Annotated in this window: 20 protein-coding genes; 9 read left to right on the forward strand and 11 right to left on the reverse strand. The window is 60.4% G+C overall.

The genetic code is table 11. From position 1 onward, the window contains the following. Positions 1-126: 126 nt before the first annotated feature. Positions 127-876: a lysophospholipid acyltransferase family protein gene (locus ACYVIT_RS23795; RefSeq protein WP_415808440.1), complete on the forward strand. Its 750-nt coding sequence runs from the start codon at positions 127-129 to the stop codon at positions 874-876. A gap of 295 nt (positions 877-1,171) precedes the next feature. On the opposite strand, the gene ACYVIT_RS23800 is transcribed toward ACYVIT_RS23795, so the two are convergent. The 8 genes from ACYVIT_RS23800 to mpl form a co-directional block, all read right to left on the reverse strand. Beyond that, positions 1,172-2,011, reverse strand: coding sequence for a symmetrical bis(5'-nucleosyl)-tetraphosphatase (locus ACYVIT_RS23800; RefSeq protein ID WP_415807466.1), 840 nt, complete (start codon positions 2,009-2,011; stop codon positions 1,172-1,174). Next, positions 2,008-3,186 (reverse strand): LPS export ABC transporter permease LptG, encoded by a 1,179-nt coding sequence (lptG, locus tag ACYVIT_RS23805; RefSeq protein WP_415807465.1) that lies wholly within the window; start codon positions 3,184-3,186, stop codon positions 2,008-2,010. The genes ACYVIT_RS23800 and lptG overlap by 4 nt, the downstream gene beginning before the upstream one ends. Positions 3,187-3,297: 111 nt before the next feature. Further along, positions 3,298-4,032, reverse strand: coding sequence for a monofunctional biosynthetic peptidoglycan transglycosylase (mtgA, locus tag ACYVIT_RS23810; protein ID WP_415807464.1), 735 nt, complete (start codon positions 4,030-4,032; stop codon positions 3,298-3,300). Positions 4,033-4,038: 6 nt separating this feature from the next. Next, positions 4,039-4,899: a shikimate dehydrogenase gene (aroE, locus tag ACYVIT_RS23815; protein WP_415807463.1), complete on the reverse strand. Its 861-nt coding sequence runs from the start codon at positions 4,897-4,899 to the stop codon at positions 4,039-4,041. A 97-nt stretch (positions 4,900-4,996) separates the two neighbouring features. Beyond that, positions 4,997-5,896, reverse strand: a complete 900-nt coding sequence (locus tag ACYVIT_RS23820) for an energy transducer TonB (protein ID WP_415807461.1) — start codon at positions 5,894-5,896, stop codon at positions 4,997-4,999. Between the two features lie 14 nt (positions 5,897-5,910). Beyond that, on the reverse strand, positions 5,911-7,800 hold the full coding sequence (locus ACYVIT_RS23825; protein WP_415807460.1) for a ribonuclease catalytic domain-containing protein: 1,890 nt from the start codon (positions 7,798-7,800) through the stop codon (positions 5,911-5,913). 140 nt (positions 7,801-7,940) lie between these two features. Beyond that, entirely contained in the window at positions 7,941-8,540 is a 600-nt protein-coding gene (locus ACYVIT_RS23830; RefSeq protein ID WP_415807480.1) for a YqiA/YcfP family alpha/beta fold hydrolase, read from the reverse strand. Positions 8,541-8,556: 16 nt separating this feature from the next. Beyond that, on the reverse strand, positions 8,557-9,939 hold the full coding sequence (gene mpl / locus ACYVIT_RS23835; protein WP_415807459.1) for a UDP-N-acetylmuramate:L-alanyl-gamma-D-glutamyl-meso-diaminopimelate ligase: 1,383 nt from the start codon (positions 9,937-9,939) through the stop codon (positions 8,557-8,559). A gap of 69 nt (positions 9,940-10,008) precedes the next feature. Here mpl and ACYVIT_RS23840 point away from each other — a divergent pair, with 69 nt between their 5' ends. The 8 genes from ACYVIT_RS23840 to ACYVIT_RS23875 all read left to right on the forward strand — a co-directional run bounded on the left by ACYVIT_RS23840 (position 10,009) and on the right by ACYVIT_RS23875 (position 17,162). Beyond that, entirely contained in the window at positions 10,009-10,560 is a 552-nt protein-coding gene (locus ACYVIT_RS23840) for a TlpA family protein disulfide reductase (protein ID WP_415807458.1), read from the forward strand. A 135-nt stretch (positions 10,561-10,695) separates the two neighbouring features. Next, positions 10,696-11,130, forward strand: coding sequence for a type II 3-dehydroquinate dehydratase (gene aroQ / locus ACYVIT_RS23845; RefSeq protein ID WP_415807457.1), 435 nt, complete (start codon positions 10,696-10,698; stop codon positions 11,128-11,130). 120 nt (positions 11,131-11,250) lie between these two features. Beyond that, positions 11,251-11,709: an acetyl-CoA carboxylase biotin carboxyl carrier protein gene (accB, locus tag ACYVIT_RS23850; RefSeq protein WP_415807456.1), complete on the forward strand. Its 459-nt coding sequence runs from the start codon at positions 11,251-11,253 to the stop codon at positions 11,707-11,709. 8 nt (positions 11,710-11,717) lie between these two features. Continuing rightward, a complete protein-coding gene (accC, locus tag ACYVIT_RS23855; RefSeq protein WP_415807455.1) occupies positions 11,718-13,064 on the forward strand; it encodes an acetyl-CoA carboxylase biotin carboxylase subunit in 1,347 nt (448 codons plus the stop codon). Positions 13,065-13,321: 257 nt separating this feature from the next. Then, positions 13,322-14,242 (forward strand): 50S ribosomal protein L11 methyltransferase, encoded by a 921-nt coding sequence (gene prmA, locus ACYVIT_RS23860; protein ID WP_415807454.1) that lies wholly within the window; start codon positions 13,322-13,324, stop codon positions 14,240-14,242. A gap of 24 nt (positions 14,243-14,266) precedes the next feature. Beyond that, positions 14,267-15,469, forward strand: coding sequence for a DUF3426 domain-containing protein (locus ACYVIT_RS23865; protein WP_460478300.1), 1,203 nt, complete (start codon positions 14,267-14,269; stop codon positions 15,467-15,469). Positions 15,470-15,481: 12 nt separating this feature from the next. After that, positions 15,482-16,423 carry a carbohydrate kinase family protein gene (locus ACYVIT_RS23870; RefSeq protein ID WP_415807451.1) on the forward strand — a complete coding sequence of 314 codons (942 nt, stop codon included), beginning with the start codon at positions 15,482-15,484 and terminating at the stop codon, positions 16,421-16,423. 235 nt (positions 16,424-16,658) lie between these two features. Next, on the forward strand, positions 16,659-17,162 hold the full coding sequence (locus ACYVIT_RS23875; RefSeq protein WP_415807450.1) for an outer membrane lipoprotein: 504 nt from the start codon (positions 16,659-16,661) through the stop codon (positions 17,160-17,162). 72 nt (positions 17,163-17,234) lie between these two features. Here the strand turns inward: ACYVIT_RS23875 and ACYVIT_RS23880 are convergent, their stop codons facing one another. The 3 genes from ACYVIT_RS23880 to ACYVIT_RS23890 all read right to left on the reverse strand — a co-directional run bounded on the left by ACYVIT_RS23880 (position 17,235) and on the right by ACYVIT_RS23890 (position 20,048). Then, entirely contained in the window at positions 17,235-17,798 is a 564-nt protein-coding gene (locus tag ACYVIT_RS23880) for a YggT family protein (RefSeq protein ID WP_415807449.1), read from the reverse strand. A 146-nt stretch (positions 17,799-17,944) separates the two neighbouring features. Next, entirely contained in the window at positions 17,945-18,547 is a 603-nt protein-coding gene (locus tag ACYVIT_RS23885) for a histone H1-like DNA-binding protein (RefSeq protein WP_460478301.1), read from the reverse strand. Between the two features lie 316 nt (positions 18,548-18,863). Next, positions 18,864-20,048, reverse strand: coding sequence for a ribonucleotide-diphosphate reductase subunit beta (locus tag ACYVIT_RS23890; protein WP_415807447.1), 1,185 nt, complete (start codon positions 20,046-20,048; stop codon positions 18,864-18,866). Positions 20,049-20,070 lie beyond the last annotated feature (22 nt).

Raw genomic sequence — 20,070 nt, forward strand, 5'->3', positions numbered from 1 at the left:
CCTATCCGCTCGTGCAGCGAGGTGCCGTCCCAACGGTAATGAGATGCCAGCAAGCAATCACAGGTATGATGCTGGCCGGCCGACCGCCCCACGGGAGGGCACGCTGATGGCCAGGGAGTCCTGAACTTGTCTTTGCTCAAGTTTCCACGCATCGTTCTGCGTTTGATCCTCGTGGTGCTGTGGATCATTTTTGGCTTGCTCTGCGTAGGCCTTGTCTATCCCTTTCTGGGGCTGTCCGCACGTGCGCGGCTAAATCGCTTCTGGTCACGCTGGCTGATGTCGTTTTGCGGCATCCGCGTGGTTGTCAGCGGTCAACCCCTGCTGACCGGTGCAGTCCTGTGGGTCGCCAACCACGTCTCCTGGATCGACATCTTTGTCGTCAACTCCGTTCGCGCCACCTCGTTCGTGGCCAAAAGCGAGATCCGCAGCTGGCCTGTCATAGGCTGGCTTGCTGCAGGCGCCGGCACCCTATTTATCGAACGAGGCCAACGTCATGCCGTCCATGCCGTCGGCGAAGCCGTCCAGGCCCGTTTTAAACAAGGCGAGGCCGTTGGCCTATTCCCCGAAGGCACTACCAGCGAAGGCGACACCGTCCGTCCCTTCCACGCCAGCCTCTTCGAGCCTGCCCGCGTAGCCTGTATCCCGATCCAGCCTGTCGTCCTGCGCTTTCTGCAACACGGCCAGCGCAGTCCTTTGGCCGCCTTCGTCGGCGAAGAAACCCTTGCCACCAATCTCTGGCGCGTCCTGGGCGCCACAGGCCTCTCAGTCGAAGTCGAATTCGTCGCCCCGCTGGCCACACAGGCCCCCGATGGCACCCCAGTCACCCGATTGGAAATCTCCAAACAAGCCCGCTCCGCCATCGCCGACCGTTTATAAAAAAAGCCCGCCCCACGAAGCCTAAGCAAGACACCCGTCCCGGCGATGCGGGAAGCCTGAGACATCGCGAGTCGAGCAGGGGCAATCACGGTGTGGGGGCGCCTCGTGGTCGAGCGAGGGAAACCGAAGGAGCGCAGCGACGAGGTTGACGAAGCGATGTCGGCCGCGCAGGCGGCCGACCGACCACGCGAAGCCCCCACACCGTGATTGCCCCTGTTCGACGCCAGAAGAACTCATCCTCCCTCCAGCGGGGAGCGGACGCCTGGGTACACGTGCGAATGCAGTCGCCGCCGGGCTATTTCTCCACCAACGGATCCCGAAACTGCGAACACTTGATCTGCACGAGCTTCCGATCCTGCAGCCGCATTGCCGTCAGTTCCCCGCCCCAGACGCACCCCGTATCCAGGCAAATCACATCCGGCCTCACCAGCAACCCCAGCGTGGACCAATGCCCGAATACGATCGTTACATCCCGGGTCTGCCGTCCCTTGACGTCAAACCAGGGCACCAAGCCCGCGGGCCAGGCCCCCGGCGCCACTTTGGTATTGAACTCCATATGCCCACGCGGCGTGCACAGCCTCATGCGCGTCAATGCATTGATGATGACCCGCAGGCGTTTCCCCCCTGTATGGCCATCCTTCCAGTGCGTAGGCTCGTTGCCGTACATCTTCTGTAGCGCCTTTCGCCAATTCGGCCCGCGCAGCATGGTTTCCACTTCGCCGGCGAGCGCCAATGTCTTGGCCACATCCCATTTCGCCAAAACACCGGCATGCACCAGCAAATGGTCATGCTCAAAGTGCGCCAGCGGACGAAACCGCAGCCAGTCGATCAGTTCCTCTGCATCCGGCGCATCCAGAATCTCATCGATAGTGTCTGATTTGGAGGGTTTGCGAACCCCTGCTGCCGCCGCCAGCAAATGCAGATCATGATTACCCAGCACGGATATCGCGCGATCACCCATCGCGATGATGCGCCGCAGGCTGGCGAGCGACTGCGGTCCACGATTGATCAAGTCACCTGCGAACCAAAAATGCGCATCCGGCTCACTACTGATATCCGGATGGGATAGCAACTGCTCAAGCGGCGCGCAGCAACCCTGTACGTCGCCAATCATCCAAATGCTGCCGCCTGTCATACGGGATTTTTTCTCCAGGGCCAACGCGTTTGTATAAGACGTGTCGTCGCGTGCCGATATTCCATCAAGCTGAGTGCGCCCAGCGCCACGAGCACGGCCCCTACATTGGGACCCAAGGCGGTCAACCAGGGCGGCCAGCGGCTCAGCATGCCGACGTTCAGCGCCAGCTGATTCAGCATGAAAAAGCCTACGCCCAATAGAATCCCCACGAACACCTTGGCGCCCACGCCGCCTCGGCGCGTCTGCATAAAGCCGATCGGCGCCGCAATCGTGATCATGACAAACAGCGTGAAGGGATAGGCAACCTTGCGCCAGAGCGCGACGATCTGGCGGCTGGCATCGAGCTGGTTCTGGTTCAGATAGTCGATGTAGTCCAGCAGGGTGTTCAATGACATGCGCTCGGGCGTCAAGACACGAGCCAACAGGCGATCAGGACTGAGCGTCGTGTCCAGTTCGCGTTGCGCAACCTTGGTGACTTGAGCCGGCATCGTCGTCGGCTGCTTGGCATTGGCCAAGGCTTCGGCCGCCGCGTCATCCAGATGCGTTTCGACTACGTCGTGCAGCACCAGCTTGTCGTTGGTAAAGGAGCCTGTCGTGGCCTTGGACAGCGTTGTCAATTCCTGGCCAGGTTTGAATTCATATAGCGTCACCCCCTCGACATCGCCGTTGGCCAGCAGCGTGGCAATGTTGATGATCCGGGTGCCGCCATCGCGCGTCGGTTCCTTGAACCAATATCCGCTGTCCATGCGGGCGCCACTGGCCTTGCCGCGGAACATCAGGCTGGCTTCGCCGCTTTTGATTTCCGCGGCCGGGGTGACAAATTCGGAAAGCAGGGTGGCGCCGATGACCAGGGGCAGCGTGATGATCCACAGCATGCCCAGCAACCGCATGCCGCTGACTCCCGATACGCGCAGGATGACCAGTTCGTTACGCTGAGCGAGGCCCGCCAACGCCAGAATGGCACCGATCAGCAAGCCGATGGGCAGCAGGTCATAGAGTCGTGTGGGCAAGGCGAGCGCCTGCATGTACAACAAGGCCAGCATGCTGAATTTGTCACCGACGTTGTCCAGGTCGTCGACCAACGCGAAGAACGTGAAGAGCCCCAGCAGAGCCAACAGCACTACTGCACAAGAGCGAAAAATTTCGCGGGCCAAATAACGACGGGCGGTACGCATGAAATATAAGTCGAGCGTGGGGATACGCGTAAACGTGAAAGCTTACCAAAATCGCTCAGTCTGCCGGGGATGTTTTGCGTCGACGGAACGAGATAGGAGGTTTCCCTGGTGTTAAGGAATGTCAACCATTCGCATGCGGCGCGTCAATGTAGCCGTACGTGAATTGAGGTAACTGGTGTTGCGGTGCTTGTCGTAGTAACGCGGATTGGGCAGCATGGCTGCCAGACGGGCGGACTGCGAGGCACCGAGGCCGCCTGCACTTGTCTTGTAATAGTGGCGTGCAGCAGCCTCGGCCCCAAAGACGCCTTCACCCCACTCGGCTACATTCAGATACAGCTCCAGAATACGCTGTTTGGACATGACGTGCTCGATCATATAGGTCAGCACCAGTTCCTCTCCCTTGCGCACATAGCTGCGCGAGCTGGACAGAAACAGATTCTTGGCCAGTTGCTGCGTAATGGTCGAGCCGCCGCGCATTTTGCCGCCGCCCTTTTCCGCCTGGCGTTGGTTGTATTCCCATGCTTTGCGGATCGCATCCCACTCGACACCATCATGTTCTGTAAAGTTGGCATCCTCTGAGGCGATGACTGCGCGCTTTAACGACGTGCTGATCTTGTCATAGGGAACCCACTGATATTGCAGCTCGGCATGAGGATTGGTGTCGCGCAGCCGCGATAGTTCCTGACGCATGACCGCGCTGCTGCCGGGGTCCCGGTAGGCATACCAGACCACCAGGCAGAACATCCACAACTGATAAATGATCAGCAGGCACAACAGGGCCATCAGGCCGGCTCCGATCACCCGGCCCCAACGAATTCGGCGAACAGTCGAGTTGCGCGTCGCCATCCGGGGTCAGCCCTTGGCCAACAGTGCAGCGCGCAACGTGGCGAGCACCGGTGCAGGGTCGGGGCGCACCCCATGCCAGATCAAAAAGCTCTCCGCGGCCTGGCCGACCAGCATGCCCAAGCCATCGGCGGTGCGCGCGGCGCCATCGGCCGTCGCCTGTTGCATGAACGCGGTGGGCATGGCGGCGTACATCATGTCGTAGGCCAGCGCATTGGGGGCATAGAGACCTCGTGGCAGATCCGGCGCCGCACCTTGCAGGCTGCTGGCCGTGGCATTGATCACGACGTCCCAGCCGCCAGTAGTGCCGGCCTGGTCCAGGGCGCCCGCGGTGACGCGGGTGTGAGGCGTTGCGCCGGCAGGCCAGGACGCGACCAACTCGTGAGCACGCGCAGCGGTGCGGTTGACGATATGCAGTTGGGCACACCCCTGATCGGCCAAGGGTTGCAGCACGCCCCGCGCAGCGCCCCCGGCGCCAACCAGCAAGACGCGTGCTCCGGCCAGGGTTACCCCGAGCCGCAGAAGGTCGCCCACCAGCCCGACGCCATCGGTGTTGCAGCCCTGCCAGGCGTTATCCTGCAGCCATAGGGTGTTGACCGCACCTGCCAGGCGAGCGCGTTCACTCAAATGGGCACGGGCCAATTCAAAGGCTTCTGCTTTGAACGGTACGGTGACGTTCAGCCCCAAGCCGCCTTGTTCCCGAAAGGCTTGCACGGTCGCTGCGAATCCATCCACCGGCGCCAACAGAGGTTCGTATTGCAGCGGTTTGCCCGTCTGTGCCGAAAACAGCGCGTGAATATGGGGCGATTTGCTATGCGCCACGGGGTTGCCGATGACGGCGTAGCGAGGTAGTGAGCTGGACGGGGTCATCTGCGTTATCTGCGTCGTGGGCTTGGCTGGTTCGTCGGGCCGGATGCTGCGTCGGCTTATATAGATATGTAGTTCAAGAGGGTAGCTTACGCAAAAATCATGGGGCCCGGGTTTGCAACGTGTCGTTGACGAAATGCCAGGTCCGCGTAATGACCAGGATATCCGTCTCGCTGGCGATGTCGGCCGGTAACGGAGGGAAGGGCGACGCCAACTGCACGATACGTCGCGCCGCCTGATTCAGCACGGCATGTTGCGACGGCCGGTCGATGTCGACCGACGCGACGCTGCCGTCGGCGCGGATGGAAACGGTGATTTGCAGCGACCCATATAGCCGGCCGCGTGCCTGTTCCGGGTAATGGCGAGTGCCGATGGCCTCGACGCGCGAACGCCAACTGTCCAGATACGCGGCATAGTGTGAGGCCTGTGCCGACGGCGCGACGAAGGTTTTGCGCGGTTGGGCGTTATAGGACTGGATGCGTGAGGCCAGTGTGGCGATCTGGGCATTCTGCACGATTCCTGGCTGCTCATGCACGTCTTCGCCATCTACCGTGGCGTCAGGCCAGGGGTACACAGATTGGCGCTCGGTGCCGACCGTGACCTGGGACTGCAATTGGGTCAGCAGCCGCATTTGTTCGGCCTCGAGTTGGGTCTGGCGCTTGCGCATGGCCTGCAGCACGATAGTCTCGGCCGAATCACCGGTGCGAGGCAACGGCGTGGCAGCCACCCCACGGTCGGCGTTGCCGCCGCCGTCGACGTGATTCTGCGCAATGACCTGAGCCTGCGCCGGGGCCAGCTCGGTGCGGGCATTGACCAGCGTGATCTCCAGCGGCGCCTGCTTGGGGCGGCTGGCAGGGGGCGTGCTCAGACGCCACGCCAGCGCGCCGGCGTGCAGCAAGAGCGAGATCGCCAGGCCGATCCGCAGATAGTGCTGGGCGGGCGCGCCAAACCAGCGCAATAAACCGCCTCGCGTCGAATACAAATCAACAGAACGTCGCACGGGGGCATTTTAAATCAGGCAGGGTTTGCCGGACCCACATATCGGCAATCCAGCTCTAATCCCAACTCGTCGAAACCGAGAATGTCGAGCTCCACCGCTGCACCGCGTTCGAGCTCGGGCAGCCCCCCGACTCGCGTGACCAACGGCGCATTACTGAGGCGAACCAGATCGTCCCGCAATACATTCGCGACGACGCGGGTGATGCCTTGTTGTTGCAGCCAGCGCAGGCACCAATAGCGTTCCATGCTGTTCTGGAAATCGTTCCAGGCAGCATATTGCGCGTCAAAGGCGCCGATGATGGCAAACAGGTCGGCATCGCGCGGCTTGAAAGGCGCCACCAGACGCGCCGATACGCCGTGTTCCACGGCGGCAATCAGCTGCCATTGGTTGACCAGGTCGACATAGCGGCGCAACGGCGACGTGCTCCAGGCATACTGCGGTACCCCGATTGCCTCGTGCGGCAAGGCCTGGGTGCTCATGCGCACCCGGCCAGCTTGTTGCGACCGGTAGATACCGGGAACGCCGTGTTGGTTCAACATGCCGCCCCACACGTTGTTGGCGAGGATCATGTATTCGGCGACCAGGCGATCCAGCGGCGCGTTGCGTTGACGAGGCACCAGCCGTACCGGCGTGTCGGGATCGTCGGGATCCCCGTCCAGGTAAAAGCTGTACTCGACCCGCGAGTTGTTTTCAGGCTTGCCACGGACCGTATCGCGCTGCGCCGACAGCGCCATGGCCAATTGCCAGAGCGGGCGCATCCAGTGGCCATAGGGCAGCGGCGCGTCGGGATCATTCAACGCGGCCTCGGTGATCTGACCGTCCAACTCGTTGTGGCGCAGGTTGGCGCGCAACACGACGCGTTCTATCCGTGTTTCGGTTTCTGCGATTTCGCCAGTTGCCGGGTCTGCCGTCACATAGAGAGACAGGGCGGGGACTTCGCGTCCCGCGTCCAGCGAAAATGCCTGGATCACATTGTCCGGCTGCATGGGGATTTTCTCGCCCGGCATGTAAACCGTGGACAGGCGCGCCCGCGCCAGCTTGTCCAGGTCGCTATCACGCGTGACCGACAGGCCGGGGGCTGCGACGTGAATGCCCACGCGGATTTTCCCATCGGGCAGCGACGTCACCGATAGCGCGTCATCGATCTCTGTGGTGGTGATGTCGTCCACGGAATAAATTTCCGCATCCGCCAGCGGCAGGTCGCGCGTAAGCGCGGGAATGGGCGTGTCCGGAAAGCCCGTACCGCGCGGGAAATGGGTGGCCAGAAAACGGCGCTTGTGCAGGGCCAACGCATGCGGCCATGCACCCAATTCGAGCAACAGGCGGTCCGGGCTTTTCTGCAGCCTTGCGCACGCCGCGTCCAACGCTTTCCATGGCATGCTGTTCTTGTCGGGGCGAATCAGCAGCGTTTCCGCGACTTGGGCGATCTCTTCGGGCAGGCGGCCCGCGGCCATGTCATCGACCCATTGCTGCTGCTGTTCAGCCTGTTTCTGCTTCTTTTCCAAGGCAGCCAGCGCTGCTGCCAGGATATCCGGCGGGGCGGGGCGGTAGGTGCCTTTGCCACGGCGATGAAAATAGGCGGGCGCGCTATGCAAGCGCATCAGCAACGCGGCGCGCTCCACAGCGGTGGGTGTGTGACCGAAATAGTCGGCAGCCAGTGTTGATGAGTCGAATTCTTCTTGCGGAGCACATTCCCACAGGAACTGCAGATCCAGCGCTTCAGCATCCTGCGCGGCTTGCGCCATCAGCGCGCCCGGCGCCGGTTCGGCAAACGTGAACAGGACATTGGCGCGTTTGATCTTGCTTCGCTTGCCCGACTCTGACTCCACCTGCAGGCTGGCGTCGGTCTCCGACATGATATTGCCAGCCTTGAAGCCGCCGTCTTCTTCGTAAAACACGTACATAATTCGTCCATCGAGCGCGCGGCGTCATCCGCGCAGACCTATCTTGAAAGCACATCCCGGACCGGGCGTCGCACAGTCCGACCCTGCGAATAAGGAACTTGAATCAGCTCGACGTTCCTTGAGCGCAGGCGCTTGGTTGTCTAATTTGAGTCCAGTCCAGCGAACTCCAGCACCTCGGGTAGCCACTGTGCAAAATCCGACAGCCCGTGATCGCTGCCTGGGACGATGCGTTGGCGGCAACCCGCATAGCGATCACGCATTTCGCGCCAATCGAGCACCTCGTCCCCCGTGGCTGCTATCAGAAAATAGCGCTCCGGTTTGGTGATGGCGGGCACGTACGCGGCGGATAATTCGTCCACATATTCGGCCCGAAACTCGAATGGGGCGTCGGAATGATACAGGCGGTGGTGGCCGACCTGTGTGGCCAAATCGCGCGGCGCCTCGACCGCGGGATTGAGCAGCACGGCTTTGCAGTTCAGTTGTTCGGCGAGCCAGGTGGCATAGTAACCGCCCAGCGACGAACCAATGATCGTCAGGTCGCGCGGGGAGGCTGCCGTGGCCAATTGGCGCTGAGCCAGGGCCATCGCCAGATCCAAGGCGGCCTTGGGGCCGGCGGGCAATTGGGGGCATTGCCAGTCGCGTTCGCCCGCCCGGCCGCGATCGGTCAGCGTTTGCGCCATCAATCGGGCCTTGAACGAATCCGGCGAGGAACGAAAACCGTGCAGATACAGAATCATGATGAGTCCTGGCCGCGCGTCAGTGCGTGGTGCCGGCGCGTTGCGCCAGCGCATCGAGCAGTTTGCCGTGTACGCCTCCGAAACCGCCATTGCTCATGACGAGGACGTGGTCGCCGGGGCGTGCTGCCTGGGTGACTGCGGCCACCAGGGAGTCCAGATCATCATAGCTGCTGGCGCGCGCGCCCAGCGGGGCCAGGACCTCGTCGGGATTCCAGCCCAGCGCGTGCTTGCCGCTGCGCGCGCCAAAGCAGAATACTTGATCGGCCAATTGCAGCGATTCGGGTAAGCGCGCCGCCATGGCGCCGAGTTTCATCGTGTTCGAGCGAGGCTCCAGCACCGCCAGAATGCGCGCGTCTCCGACCTGGCGGCGCAGGCCTTCCAGGGTCGTCTCAATGGCTGTAGGGTGATGCGCGAAGTCGTCATAGACTTTGACGCCATTGACGGTCCCGCGCAGTTCCATACGGCGTTTGACGCCGCCGAATCGGCTGAGCGCGTCAATGCCGTCGGCCGGATCCACGCCGGCATGTTCGGCAGCTGCCAGCGCCGCCAAAGCATTCATCCGATTGTGTTCTCCGCCCAATGTCCAGCGCACGGTGCCCAAAGACTGTCCATCGCGCAGCACCTCAAAGGCGCCATCCGCATCGGCCGGGCCGGCTTGCCAAGCGCCATCGGCGCCAAAGCTCACCGTTTCTGACCAGCAGCCGCGAGCAATCACACGGTCCAGGGCTTCGGATTTCGTAGGCAGCACAATACGGCCCGAGCCCGGGATGGTGCGAACCAAATGATGAAATTGGGTTTCGATTGCCGCCAGATCGGGAAAAATGTCAGCGTGATCGTATTCCAGATTGTTCAGGATGGCTGTGCGGGGACGGTAGTGCACGAATTTCGAGCGTTTGTCGAAAAACGCCGTATCGTATTCGTCCGCTTCAATGACAAACGGCCGTACGGCCGGATCGTAGCGAGCCGAGACCTTCAGATCATTGGCGACGCCGCCAATCAGGAAATTGGGATGCCGCTCTGTCGCCTCGAGTATCCAGGCCAACATGGAGCTGGTGGTGGTTTTGCCGTGCGTGCCGGCGACTGCCAGTACATGGGCGCCAGGCAGAATGTTGTCCCCCAGCCATTGCGGCCCCGACACGTAGCGTGCACCGGCATCCAGAATGGCTTCCATGAGCGGATTGCCGCGCGTGACGACATTGCCGATGACATATAAGTCAGGCGACAGTGACATCTGGTCTGCGCCATATCCCTCTATCAGCTCGATGCCTTGCTCGGCCAACTGAGTGCTCATCGGTGGATAAACAGCGGTATCGCAGCCCGTGACGCGATGTCCGGCGGCTCGTGCGATGAGCGCCAGGCCACCCATGAAAGTGCCGCAAATACCAAGAATGTGCAGGTGCATAGATCATCTCCTCGGGCGCATTGTAGAGGGTGGCTGCCGGATGGCGTCACCTGAGGTTATGATCAGGCCATGAATCGTCGTCTCTTTCTTTATGCTGGAGCCGCGGTAGCGGCTGCCGCGGCGGGGGGCTATGCCTATCGCGCGCGTCAATCTTCCACCGCGTCTTCCGCACCGTCCGCCGCCTCGGGGGCGTCGACTGCTGACCCGGTTGCCGCGTTGCGCACCCTGTCCTTGCCTGATCTGGATGGCAAGCCGCATCGCATCGACCAGTGGCAAGGGCGTCCGGTGGTGGTGAATTTCTGGGCCACCTGGTGTGCACCATGTGTCAAAGAAATGCCTGAATTGCAATCTTTGCAAGAAAAATACCCCAAAATTCAATTCGTCGGGATCGGTGTCGATAAAGTTGCGAACATGCGGCAATTTCTGCAAAAAGTGCCGGTTTCGTATCCTCTGTTGGTGATGGAGGCAGGGGCTATTGATACCCTGCGAACGCTTGGTAATCCCGCAGGCGGTTTGCCGTTTACCATGGTTTTCAATGCAGATGGCAGCATTAACCGTAAAATACTGGGCCAAATCCAATTTGACGATCTCGACCGCACGCTGGGCAGTCTGGCCGTTTGATTTCGTACTTACCACAAGACGCCGTATAACGTTACTTTGCGACATCTGTTGGACAAATGGTGTGAATAGGCGTAAAAAGGCGGTTTATCGACTGTTTTGCCGACACTTTGCGGCAGGTTTTCTGGCGCGACGCTCATGGCGCAACACATCCTGGTATTGCATGGCCCCAACTTGAACCTGCTAGGTTCACGCGAACCCCATATTTACGGCAGCTTGACGCTGGCGCAAATCAATCAGGGATTGGAATCCTTGGCCGGGGAGTTGGGCGTAGGGCTTACCGCATGGCAAAGTAATCACGAAGGCGCATTGGTGGATCGCATCCAGGCTGCTCGCCAGGATGGGACCGACTTTATCGTCATCAACGCGGCGGCATACACCCATACCAGTGTAGCGTTGCGAGATGCGTTGGCGGCGGTCGCAATTCCTTTTATTGAAGTACATTTGTCGAACCTGTATAAACGCGAGCCATTCCGGCAGCATTCCTATCTGTCTGACTTGGCCGTGGGCCTGATCAGCGGCCTGGGCGCAGACGGCTATGAGGCAGCAGTGCGCTATGCGGTGCGGCATTAGTCAATGCCGCATGTCGTGTGCGACGTGGCGGTCTCAGTATTTTCCTAACTTTATATACACATACGATGCAGCGCGGTCCTGTTGAAGGCGCGTTGTCAACATTATCGGGAAGCAGCTTCTATGGATCTCCGAAAACTCAAGACCTTGATCGACTTGGTGGCTGAATCGGGCATTGCCGAGCTTGAAATCACAGAAGGCGAAGGCAAGGTTCGTATCGTCAAGTTCTCGCAGACCCTGCAACCGGTGGCTTACCATGCCCCCGAAGCAGCCGTCGCACCCGCTCCTGTCGCGGCAGCGCCCGCGGGCACTGCCGCACCGGCTGCCGAGGCTGCTCCGGTCCTGCAAGGCCATGTGGTCAAAGCACCGATGGTCGGTACTTTCTATCGTGCACCGAATCCGGGCGCCGCCCCCTTTGTCGATGTCGGTCAGACCGTCAAAGAAGGCGATCCCCTGTGCATCATCGAAGCCATGAAGCTCCTCAATGAAATCGAAGCCGACAAGTCCGGCGTCATCAAAGAGATCCTCGTCGAAAATGGCGAGCCCGTCGAATACGGTCAACCGCTGTTCGTTATTGGCTGATTGCTCCTATGTTTGAAAAAATCCTGATCGCCAACCGCGGCGAGATCGCGCTGCGCATTCAACGCGCTTGCCGCGAACTCGGCATCAAGACGGTGGTCGTGCACTCCGAGGCCGACCGCGACGCCAAATACGTACGCTTGGCCGATGAGTCGGTGTGTATCGGGCCGGCGCCGTCGCGTGAAAGCTACCTGAGCATGCCGGCCATCATTTCGGCCGCTGAGGTCACCGACTCCGAGGCTATTCACCCGGGTTACGGCTTTCTGTCTGAGAACGCCGATTTCGCCGACCGCGTTGAGAAAAGCGGTTTCGTCTTCATCGGGCCGCGCCCCGAGACCATTCGCCTGATGGGTGACAAGGTCAGCGCCAAGCGGGCCATGATCGAGGCTGGCGTGCCGGTGGTGCCGGGCTCCGAGGGCGCCTTGCCTGACGATCCCCAAGAAATCCTGCGTTCGGCCCGCGAGGTCGGCTATCCCGTCATCATCAAGGCGGCGGGCGGCGGCGGTGGACGCGGCATGCGTGTGGTCTACACCGAGGCGGCATTGTTGAATGCCGTCACGATGACGCGCTCCGAGGCGGGTGCGGCCTTCAACAATCCCGAAGTCTACATGGAGAAATTCCTCGAGAATCCTCGCCATGTGGAAATCCAGGTCTTGGCTGACGGCGGGCGTAATGCTGTCTGGCTGGGCGAGCGCGACTGCTCCATGCAGCGCCGCCACCAGAAAGTCATCGAAGAAGCTCCGGCTCCCGGCATTGCACGCCGCCTGATCGAGCGCATCGGCGATCGTTGCGCCGATGCTTGCCGCAAGATGGGCTACCGTGGCGCGGGTACGTTCGAGTTTCTCTACGAAAACGGCGAGTTCTATTTCATCGAAATGAACACCCGTATTCAGGTCGAGCATCCGGTCACGGAACTGATCACGGGCATTGATCTCGTACAACAGCAGATTCTCATCGCCTCGGGCGAAAAGTTCCTGTTGCGTCAGCGCGATATCCAGTTCAAGGGCCATGCCATTGAATGCCGTATCAACGCCGAAGACCCGTTCCGTTTCGTACCCAGCCCGGGCCGTATCACCAACTGGCACACGCCGGGCGGTCCTGGTGTCCGTATCGATTCGCACGCCTTCAACGGTTATTTCGTACCGCCCAACTACGATTCGATGATCGCCAAGGTCATCACGTATGGCGATACGCGTGAGCAGGCATTGGCTCGCATGCGCATTGCGCTGTCCGAAATGGTGGTAGAAGGCATTTCCACCAATATTCCGTTGCATCGCGAGTTGCTGCAAGACGCCCGCTTCGTCGAAGGCGGCACCAGCATTCATTATCTTGAGCACAAGCTGGCCCAGCGCCCTTGATGCCAGGCGGGCCCTCGTGGCCCGTTTTTTTGCCGCCGGGCCGTCCCAAGGCAAAAACGCCCCCTTGGGGGGCAGCAAGCCGAAGGCGTGGCGTGGGGGCCTTTTTGCCGCCGGGCCGTCCCAAGGCAAAAACGCCCCCTTTGGGGGCAGCAAGCCGAAGGCGTGGCGTGGGGGCCTTTTTGCCGCCGCCGGCTCTTTAGGCGAAAATGCTCCCTCTTTGGCTGCAAACCGGCAGACTTTTTCTGGAATACATCGTCATGCGTGAACTCGTCCTCCATTGTCTCGAGGCGCAGGCCGAGGCACTATCTGACGCTCTGCTCGAAGCCGGCGTCCTGTCGGTATCTGTCGAAGACGCCGATCTGGGCACCGAGGCCGAACGCCCCTTGTTTGGCGAGCCGGGCACAGAGCCCGATGTCCAGGCCTGGGATCGCAACCGTGTTGTCGCGTTGTTGCCTGATGGGGCCGACCCGGCACAGATCTACGAGCAAGCCACGGCCGAGGCCGGGCTGGATCCTATCGAACTCGGTGGCTGGTCGCTGCGCGACGTCCCTGATGCCGATTGGGTGCGGCTGACGCAATCCCAGTTTGGCCCGATTCACATCGGCGAACGCATCTGGATCGTGCCCAGTTGGCATCGCGATGATCATGCTGTGTCGGCGGCGGGGACGCAGGCCGACGATGCGATTCATATTGAATTGGACCCTGGCTTGGCATTCGGCACGGGCAGTCACCCCACCACACACCTGTGTCTGGCGTGGCTGGAGGCCGAATTACCGGCAGGCGCAACCGTCCTCGACTACGGATGTGGGTCCGGGATTTTGGCGATCGCCGCCCGTAAATTGGGCGCCGGGCCGACCGATGCGGTGGATATCGACCCTCAGGCAGTGCAAGCGACGGCCGACAATGCACGCGTGAACCAGGTGCAATTGCAGGCGCTGTTGCCAGATGGCCTGACCGACGGCACGTATCAGGTCGTTGTCGCCAATATTCTGTCCAACCCGCTGAAGGTGCTGGCGCCGATGTTGGCGGGGCGCGTGGCGCCCGGCGGCAAATTGGTACTGTCCGGCGTGCTCGAACGTCAAGCTGAAGAAGTCGCCGCTGCATATGCGCCGTGGTTGGCGATGTCTGTTTGGCAATCCCGGGACGGTTGGGTTTGCCTGCATGGGCACAAAAGCTGAGTCGTGACGAGCAGGGACATCGCTATGGCCATGACGACCCGTTGCCCCCAATGCGGCACTACCTTCAAGGTAGTGCCGGATCAGTTGCGGGTACGCAATGGCTTGGTGCGGTGCGGAGAATGTGCGACCGTATTCGATGGCCGCGCGTGTCTGGTAGCCCAGATTCCTGGCGGGTTTGAAATCTCATCCACGACGTCTGTGCCGTCCACCGCAGCCGCCGCACCCGTGACGCGCGCTGAACCCGTCATTGCCGCGACGGGCGCAGTCCTTGCAAACGGGAAGGCGCCCGTCGCAGGGTCACAGCCGACGGTAGCGACAACCAACGTAGCTGCGCCCGGCGAGACGCCAATCACGTCATCGCTGCCAGAGCCTGAGCCGCCAGCTGTGCTGCGAGGCCGTTCGGCCATCGCAAGGCAGGATCCCTATGTGAACGAAGGTGTCCTCGAAGAGGATGACGACGAGGATAGCGAGAGAGCGTTGCAGGCCTCCATAGAGCCTGTCGAACATCATGCGGCGAATAGTCGTGTAGACCAAGACGACGTGGTCTTCAGAATAGGCGAGCGATCCGCTGACCCGGATGCGCATGATGACGTCGATCCGCGGGACGAGCAGGACGACCACAGAACGCCCGCTGTTCGGGGAGAGTCACGTACGCGTTATCACGGCACAACGGATGTGGGTCGGACACCGCCCGAATTCTTGGATTCGGATCATCAGGCACGCCGGTCGTTTTTGCGCAGCCTCTGGGGCTATGCCTGCGTTCTGGGCCTGTTGCTGTTGGCGGTGCAATTGATTTTTGCCTACCGTTCGAGCATTGCGGACATGGCGCCCCAATTGCGTCCGCTGCTTGTGCGCCTGTGCGAGCCGCTAGGGTGCGAGGTGGGCTACGCGCGGCATATCGACCGTATTGCCATTACCTCATCATCGCTGCAGCCGCCCGCCGGCCACGCCGGTGCGCCGCAACAAGATGCTGTGACAAAGCTGGTGCTGCGCGCGTCGCTGCGCAACCGCTACGATCAGCCGCAGCCTTGGCCGGCCTTGCGTCTGGATCTGAGCGACCTTTCCGATACCGTGGTGATACGCAAAGTCTTGCTGCCCGAGGATTACCTCCCTGAGGGGCAGACGCAGCGTCCGTTTGAGGCTGGCGCGGAACTCAACATCGCTGTCCCCATCCAGGTGAACGGCCCGCACGTCAACGGTTTTCAGCTCCATAAGTTTTTTCCCTGAAGGATAATCAGCATGACGGCTTCTGTTCTGGTTTGCGGGTCGATGGCATTCGATACCATCGCGGTATTCGAAGGACGCTTTAAAGAGCATATCCTGGCCGATCGCATCCAGTCGCTCAGCGTATCGTTTCTCGTGCCCACGATGCGCAAGGAGTTTGGCGGCTGCGCAGGCAATATCGCCTACAACCTGAAGCTGCTCGGTGGGCAACCCGTGCCGGTGGCCACGGTCGGCGACGACGCTGCAGACTATATCGAGCGCTTCAATAAACTGCAGATTGATACCTCGCGGTTGCGCGTCATGCCAGGCACGTTCACGGCCCAGTGCTTTATTACGACAGATCTGGATGACAGCCAGATCGCCGCTTTTCACCCCGGTGCGATGGAGCTCTCTGCCCAGAACGACCTCACCGGCGCCAAGGCGGCTTGGGCGATCGTCGCACCTGATGCCAAAGCAGGCATGTTTGCACACGCCGAGCGCCTGCACGCAGCGGGAATCCCGTTCATCTTTGATTTGGGTCAGGCCATGCCGCTGTTTGACGGCGCCGATCTCGAGCGTATGCTGGGCCTGGCCCAGGTGTTGACGGTCAATGATTACGAAGCCGGCGTTATCGAGCAGCGTACGGGTCGCAGCATGGAACAGATCGCGGCCCAGATGCAGGCTGTCGTCGTGACACGTGGCGCGCAAGGGGCGACCTTGTTGACAGAAGGCACTGCCGTACAGGTGCCGCCGGTGCAGGCTGCTGCTGTCGTCGATCCGACTGGCTGCGGCGATTCGCACCGTGCGGGCTTACTATATGGGCTGACCAGTGGTTGGAGCTGGCTGGACAGCTGCCGTTTGGCGAATGTGATGGGATCGATAAAAATCGCCTCACGCGGCCCCCAGAACCATGCGCCCAGCCGGGCCGAGATCGATGCGCAATTGCGCGCGGCCTATGGGATCAGCCTGCCTGCCTAGGAACTTTGGTGTTCCGAAGCCAGTCAAACTGCAGATCGTCTGGCGGGTAGGAAGGGGAGCTTGAGATTGTTTGCGGTGCAGCACTGCTCGATACGGCCTTGCCGCCCTGCTTAAGCGTTACAGAGTTCGACTGAGGGTCATTCAAAAGTTGCACGCTGTTTCGCACCCGTTGTTTCCGGCCAATGCCGGGGTATCATCCGTAAAATAATTCGTGGTTACCGACCAAGGAGTCCACATGAGCCAAACCCTTTCTACTTCTGTCATCGCGCCCCGTACGGGCCGCTGGCTGGCCGTGGCTGCCGTCGTGACGTCGATGGCCGTGCTGGGTGGCTGCGCGAATCGCAGCGCCTCCAGTTCCGTCTATAGCTACGATCAGGCACAGCGAGAGCAAATCGTGCGCAATGGCACGGTGACGAGCGTGCGCCCGATCACCATCGAAGAAGACAAATCCAGCGGTGTCGGCATGATTGCCGGCGGAGCACTGGGCGGTGTCGCTGGTAATGCGATCGGCGGTGGCACGGGGCGTGCCATAGCCACCGTGGGCGGCGCGATCTTGGGCGCACTCGCGGGTAATGCCGTAGAAAACCGCGCGAGCCGCGCTTCAGGCTTGGAAATCACCGTCCGTCTGGATAACGGCGAAACCCGTGTCGTTGCCCAAGAAGCCGATACGCCGTTCAGCGTCGGGCAGCGTGTACAGGTGATCAGCGGCGCAGGTCCGACGCGCGTCGCCCCGTATTGATTTAACAAGCCCAAAAAACAACGCCCACCTTTGGTGGGCGTTGTTCATTTACGGACGGATCTGAGTCCAGCGTCAGACACCGATCAAGCTGAAGGTCAGGCGAGACAACATCATCAATACGATCTGCGCCAGGATGAACAGCACCAGCGGCGAAAAGTCGATGCTGGTGCTGCCGGGCAGAATACGGCGTATGGGCTCGAGCATCGGTGCAGTCAGCGTTTGCAGTAAGGGCATCAGCGGCGACAAGGGATGCACCCACGATAGCACCGCCTGTAGAAACGTCAGCCAGACAATGACGTTCAGCGTCCACTTTGCCACCAGCAATACCGATGCGCCCAGCGCGGCGGGCCATAAGGCGGCGGGAATCAGCGTGTGCGCAGCGATCAGCCACATCAAAATCAGATAGAGCAGCGCGGTCAACCATGCCGCAACCAGGCTCGACCAATCCAGGGTATTGCCGGCAGGGATGAGTTTGCGGATGGGCAGCACCAGCCAGTTGGTGACCTGATAGACAGCGCGAGACAACGGATTGAATGGGTGCAGTCGCACCGCATGGATCCAGGCGCGTCCGATCAAGGCTGCGCCAAACAGCATAAAGGTGATTTCAAGCAAGAAACGGAGCGTATCGCCGAGCATGAGAACAGTCTGCCAAAAAGAATAGTTTTAATTGTCGCATGGCCATATGGCAGTGTCGTGAGGCTGAATGCACCTCATCAAGCAAAAAGCCGCCTGGCGTGAGCCAGGCGGCTTTGAGGGTACCGCAGTAAACGGCTCCGCCCGTATTACGGACGGCCGCCCGTCGGGAAGGGCCACGACGCGGCAGGGTTTACCGTGGTTTTTGCGCCTTGCGCAGCAGCTGCGGTCGGTTGCGCAGCAGGCTTTTTGGCAGCGGCTTTTTTAGCGGCAGGCTTTTTGGCCGCAGCTTTTTTCGCCGGTGCTTTGGCAGCTTTTTTAGCAGGCGCCTTTTTCGCTGCTTTCTTGGCAACAGCCTTCTTGGCTACGGCCTTTTTAGCAACGGCTTTCTTGGCGACGGCTTTTTTGACTGCCTTTTTAGCGACGGCCTTTTTAACGGCCTTTTTCGCTACTGCTTTTTTAGCAACTGCTTTCTTGGCGACCGCTTTTTTGGCGACAGCTTTCTTGACTGCCTTTTTAGCGACGGCCTTTTTGACAGCTTTTTTAGCGACAGTTTTCTTCACAGCCTTTTTGGCGGCCGTTTTCTTCACTGCGGCCTTCTTGGCTGCAACTTTCTTTACCGCTTTCTTTGCCGCGACTTTCTTCACGGCGACTTTCTTCACGGCCTTTTTGGCCGGGGCTTTCTTAGCTGCGGCCTTCTTGGCTGCAACTTTCTTTACCGCTTTCTTTGCGGCCTTTTTGGCTGTTGCCATGGTCATGCTCCTTAGGTTCAGGGGTCCCAGAACGTAAACCCGTGCCACCTCCCGTCGGTTAACGGACGATGCCCGGGCTATTCATCGGCGCATGCCGCTGTCCCATTCTGGCGACAGCTACTACGGTTTGCGCTAATGAATTCGGCACAGCCATTTGATATGGCCCCCGCGATTCGCGCGAGCCATCTCAAATGGCGCCAGTAGGCAACCATCTAGGTTGCCTACTGCTTGGTACTGCGTATTCGAATACCTGGCCGACGGAGCTGTTATCAGGGCGCTGCGCAAATCACATTGCGCGCGGCTCGCCTGAAGGTCGTCATTCCCAGCTGAGCGTACCGCCAGTCTGGTATTCGATCACGCGTGTTTCGAAAAAGTTTCGTTCCTTTTTGAGGTCGATCATTTCTGCCATCCACGGGAAGGGATTTTCTTCCTGAGGGTACAACGGTTCAAGACCAATCTGTTGGCAGCGACGGTTAGCGATGAAGCGCAGGTAGGATTTAAACATAGGAGCGTTCAATCCCAATACACCACGCGGCATCGTGTCTTCGGCGTAAGCGTACTCGAGTTCTACTGCCTTTTGGAATAGTGCGCGGATTTCTTCGCGAAATTCCGGCGTCCACAAGTGAGGATTTTCGAGTTTGACGGTGTTGATCAGGTCAATGCCGAAGTTGCAGTGCATGGATTCATCGCGCAGGATGTACATGTACTGCTCGGCAGCGCCGGTCATTTTGTTCTGGCGACCCAGTGCCAGAATCTGCGTGAACCCAACATAGAAGAACAGGCCTTCCATGAGGCACGCAAACACGATCAGCGATTTCAACAACGTCTGGTCGGCTTCGGGCGTGCCGGTTTTGAAGTTGGGATCGGCGATCGCGTCGATGAACGGGATCAGGAACTCGTCTTTGGCACGAATGGACGGCACTTCGTTGTAGGCATTGAAGATCTCGGCTTCGTCCAGACCCAGGCTTTCGACGATGTATTGATACGCATGCGTGTGAATGGCTTCTTCGAATGCCTGGCGCAGCAGGAACTGGCGGCACTCAGGCGCCGTGATGTGGCGATAGGTGCCCAGCACGATATTGTTCGCGGCCAGCGAGTCGGCCGTGACGAAGAAACCCAGGTTGCGCTTGACGATGCGGCGCTCGTCTTCGGTCAGCCCGTTCGGGTTTTTCCAAAGCGCGATGTCGCGCGACATGTTGATTTCTTGCGGCATCCAATGGTTGGCGCAAGTGGCCAGGTATTTTTCCCAGGCCCATTTGTATTTGAACGGCACCAACTGATTGACGTCGGTCTCGCCGTTGATGACGCGTTTGTCCGCGGCCTGAACGCGCCGCGCGGCGGCACCGGCGCTTGCCGGTGTCGAATCGGATTGCGGGGTTGCAGGAGGCAGCGCTGCATCGGCGAATGCGCCCGTCGATGCGCGCGCCGGCTGCCCGCCCGCCGCGGGAGCGGGGGCTTGAGCCGGTTGCGTTGCGAGGTTGTCGTCTTCCCAATTAAGCATAAATAAATTCTCCGGAGGCGGT

The sequence above is a fragment of the Bordetella muralis genome, from assembly GCF_054781015.1.

What these genes read in the sequence shown, in the direction of transcription:
- ACYVIT_RS23800 (WP_415807466.1), bottom strand. Translation starts at nt 2,011, where the DNA reads ATGACAGGCGGCAGCATTTGGATGATTGGCGACGTACAGGGTTGCTGC.
- lptG (WP_415807465.1), bottom strand. Translation starts at nt 3,186, where the DNA reads ATGCGTACCGCCCGTCGTTATTTGGCCCGCGAAATTTTTCGCTCTTGT.
- mtgA (WP_415807464.1), bottom strand. Translation starts at nt 4,032, where the DNA reads ATGGCGACGCGCAACTCGACTGTTCGCCGAATTCGTTGGGGCCGGGTG.
- aroE (WP_415807463.1), bottom strand. Translation starts at nt 4,899, where the DNA reads ATGACCCCGTCCAGCTCACTACCTCGCTACGCCGTCATCGGCAACCCC.
- ACYVIT_RS23825 (WP_415807460.1), bottom strand. Translation starts at nt 7,800, where the DNA reads ATGTACGTGTTTTACGAAGAAGACGGCGGCTTCAAGGCTGGCAATATC.
- mpl (WP_415807459.1), bottom strand. Translation starts at nt 9,939, where the DNA reads ATGCACCTGCACATTCTTGGTATTTGCGGCACTTTCATGGGTGGCCTG.
- ACYVIT_RS23840 (WP_415807458.1), top strand. Translation starts at nt 10,009, where the DNA reads ATGAATCGTCGTCTCTTTCTTTATGCTGGAGCCGCGGTAGCGGCTGCC.
- aroQ (WP_415807457.1), top strand. Translation starts at nt 10,696, where the DNA reads ATGGCGCAACACATCCTGGTATTGCATGGCCCCAACTTGAACCTGCTA.
- accB (WP_415807456.1), top strand. Translation starts at nt 11,251, where the DNA reads ATGGATCTCCGAAAACTCAAGACCTTGATCGACTTGGTGGCTGAATCG.
- accC (WP_415807455.1), top strand. Translation starts at nt 11,718, where the DNA reads ATGTTTGAAAAAATCCTGATCGCCAACCGCGGCGAGATCGCGCTGCGC.
- prmA (WP_415807454.1), top strand. Translation starts at nt 13,322, where the DNA reads ATGCGTGAACTCGTCCTCCATTGTCTCGAGGCGCAGGCCGAGGCACTA.
- ACYVIT_RS23865 (WP_460478300.1), top strand. Translation starts at nt 14,267, where the DNA reads ATGGCCATGACGACCCGTTGCCCCCAATGCGGCACTACCTTCAAGGTA.
- ACYVIT_RS23870 (WP_415807451.1), top strand. Translation starts at nt 15,482, where the DNA reads ATGACGGCTTCTGTTCTGGTTTGCGGGTCGATGGCATTCGATACCATC.
- ACYVIT_RS23875 (WP_415807450.1), top strand. Translation starts at nt 16,659, where the DNA reads ATGAGCCAAACCCTTTCTACTTCTGTCATCGCGCCCCGTACGGGCCGC.
- ACYVIT_RS23880 (WP_415807449.1), bottom strand. Translation starts at nt 17,798, where the DNA reads ATGCTCGGCGATACGCTCCGTTTCTTGCTTGAAATCACCTTTATGCTG.
- ACYVIT_RS23885 (WP_460478301.1), bottom strand. Translation starts at nt 18,547, where the DNA reads ATGGCAACAGCCAAAAAGGCCGCAAAGAAAGCGGTAAAGAAAGTTGCA.
- ACYVIT_RS23890 (WP_415807447.1), bottom strand. Translation starts at nt 20,048, where the DNA reads ATGCTTAATTGGGAAGACGACAACCTCGCAACGCAACCGGCTCAAGCC.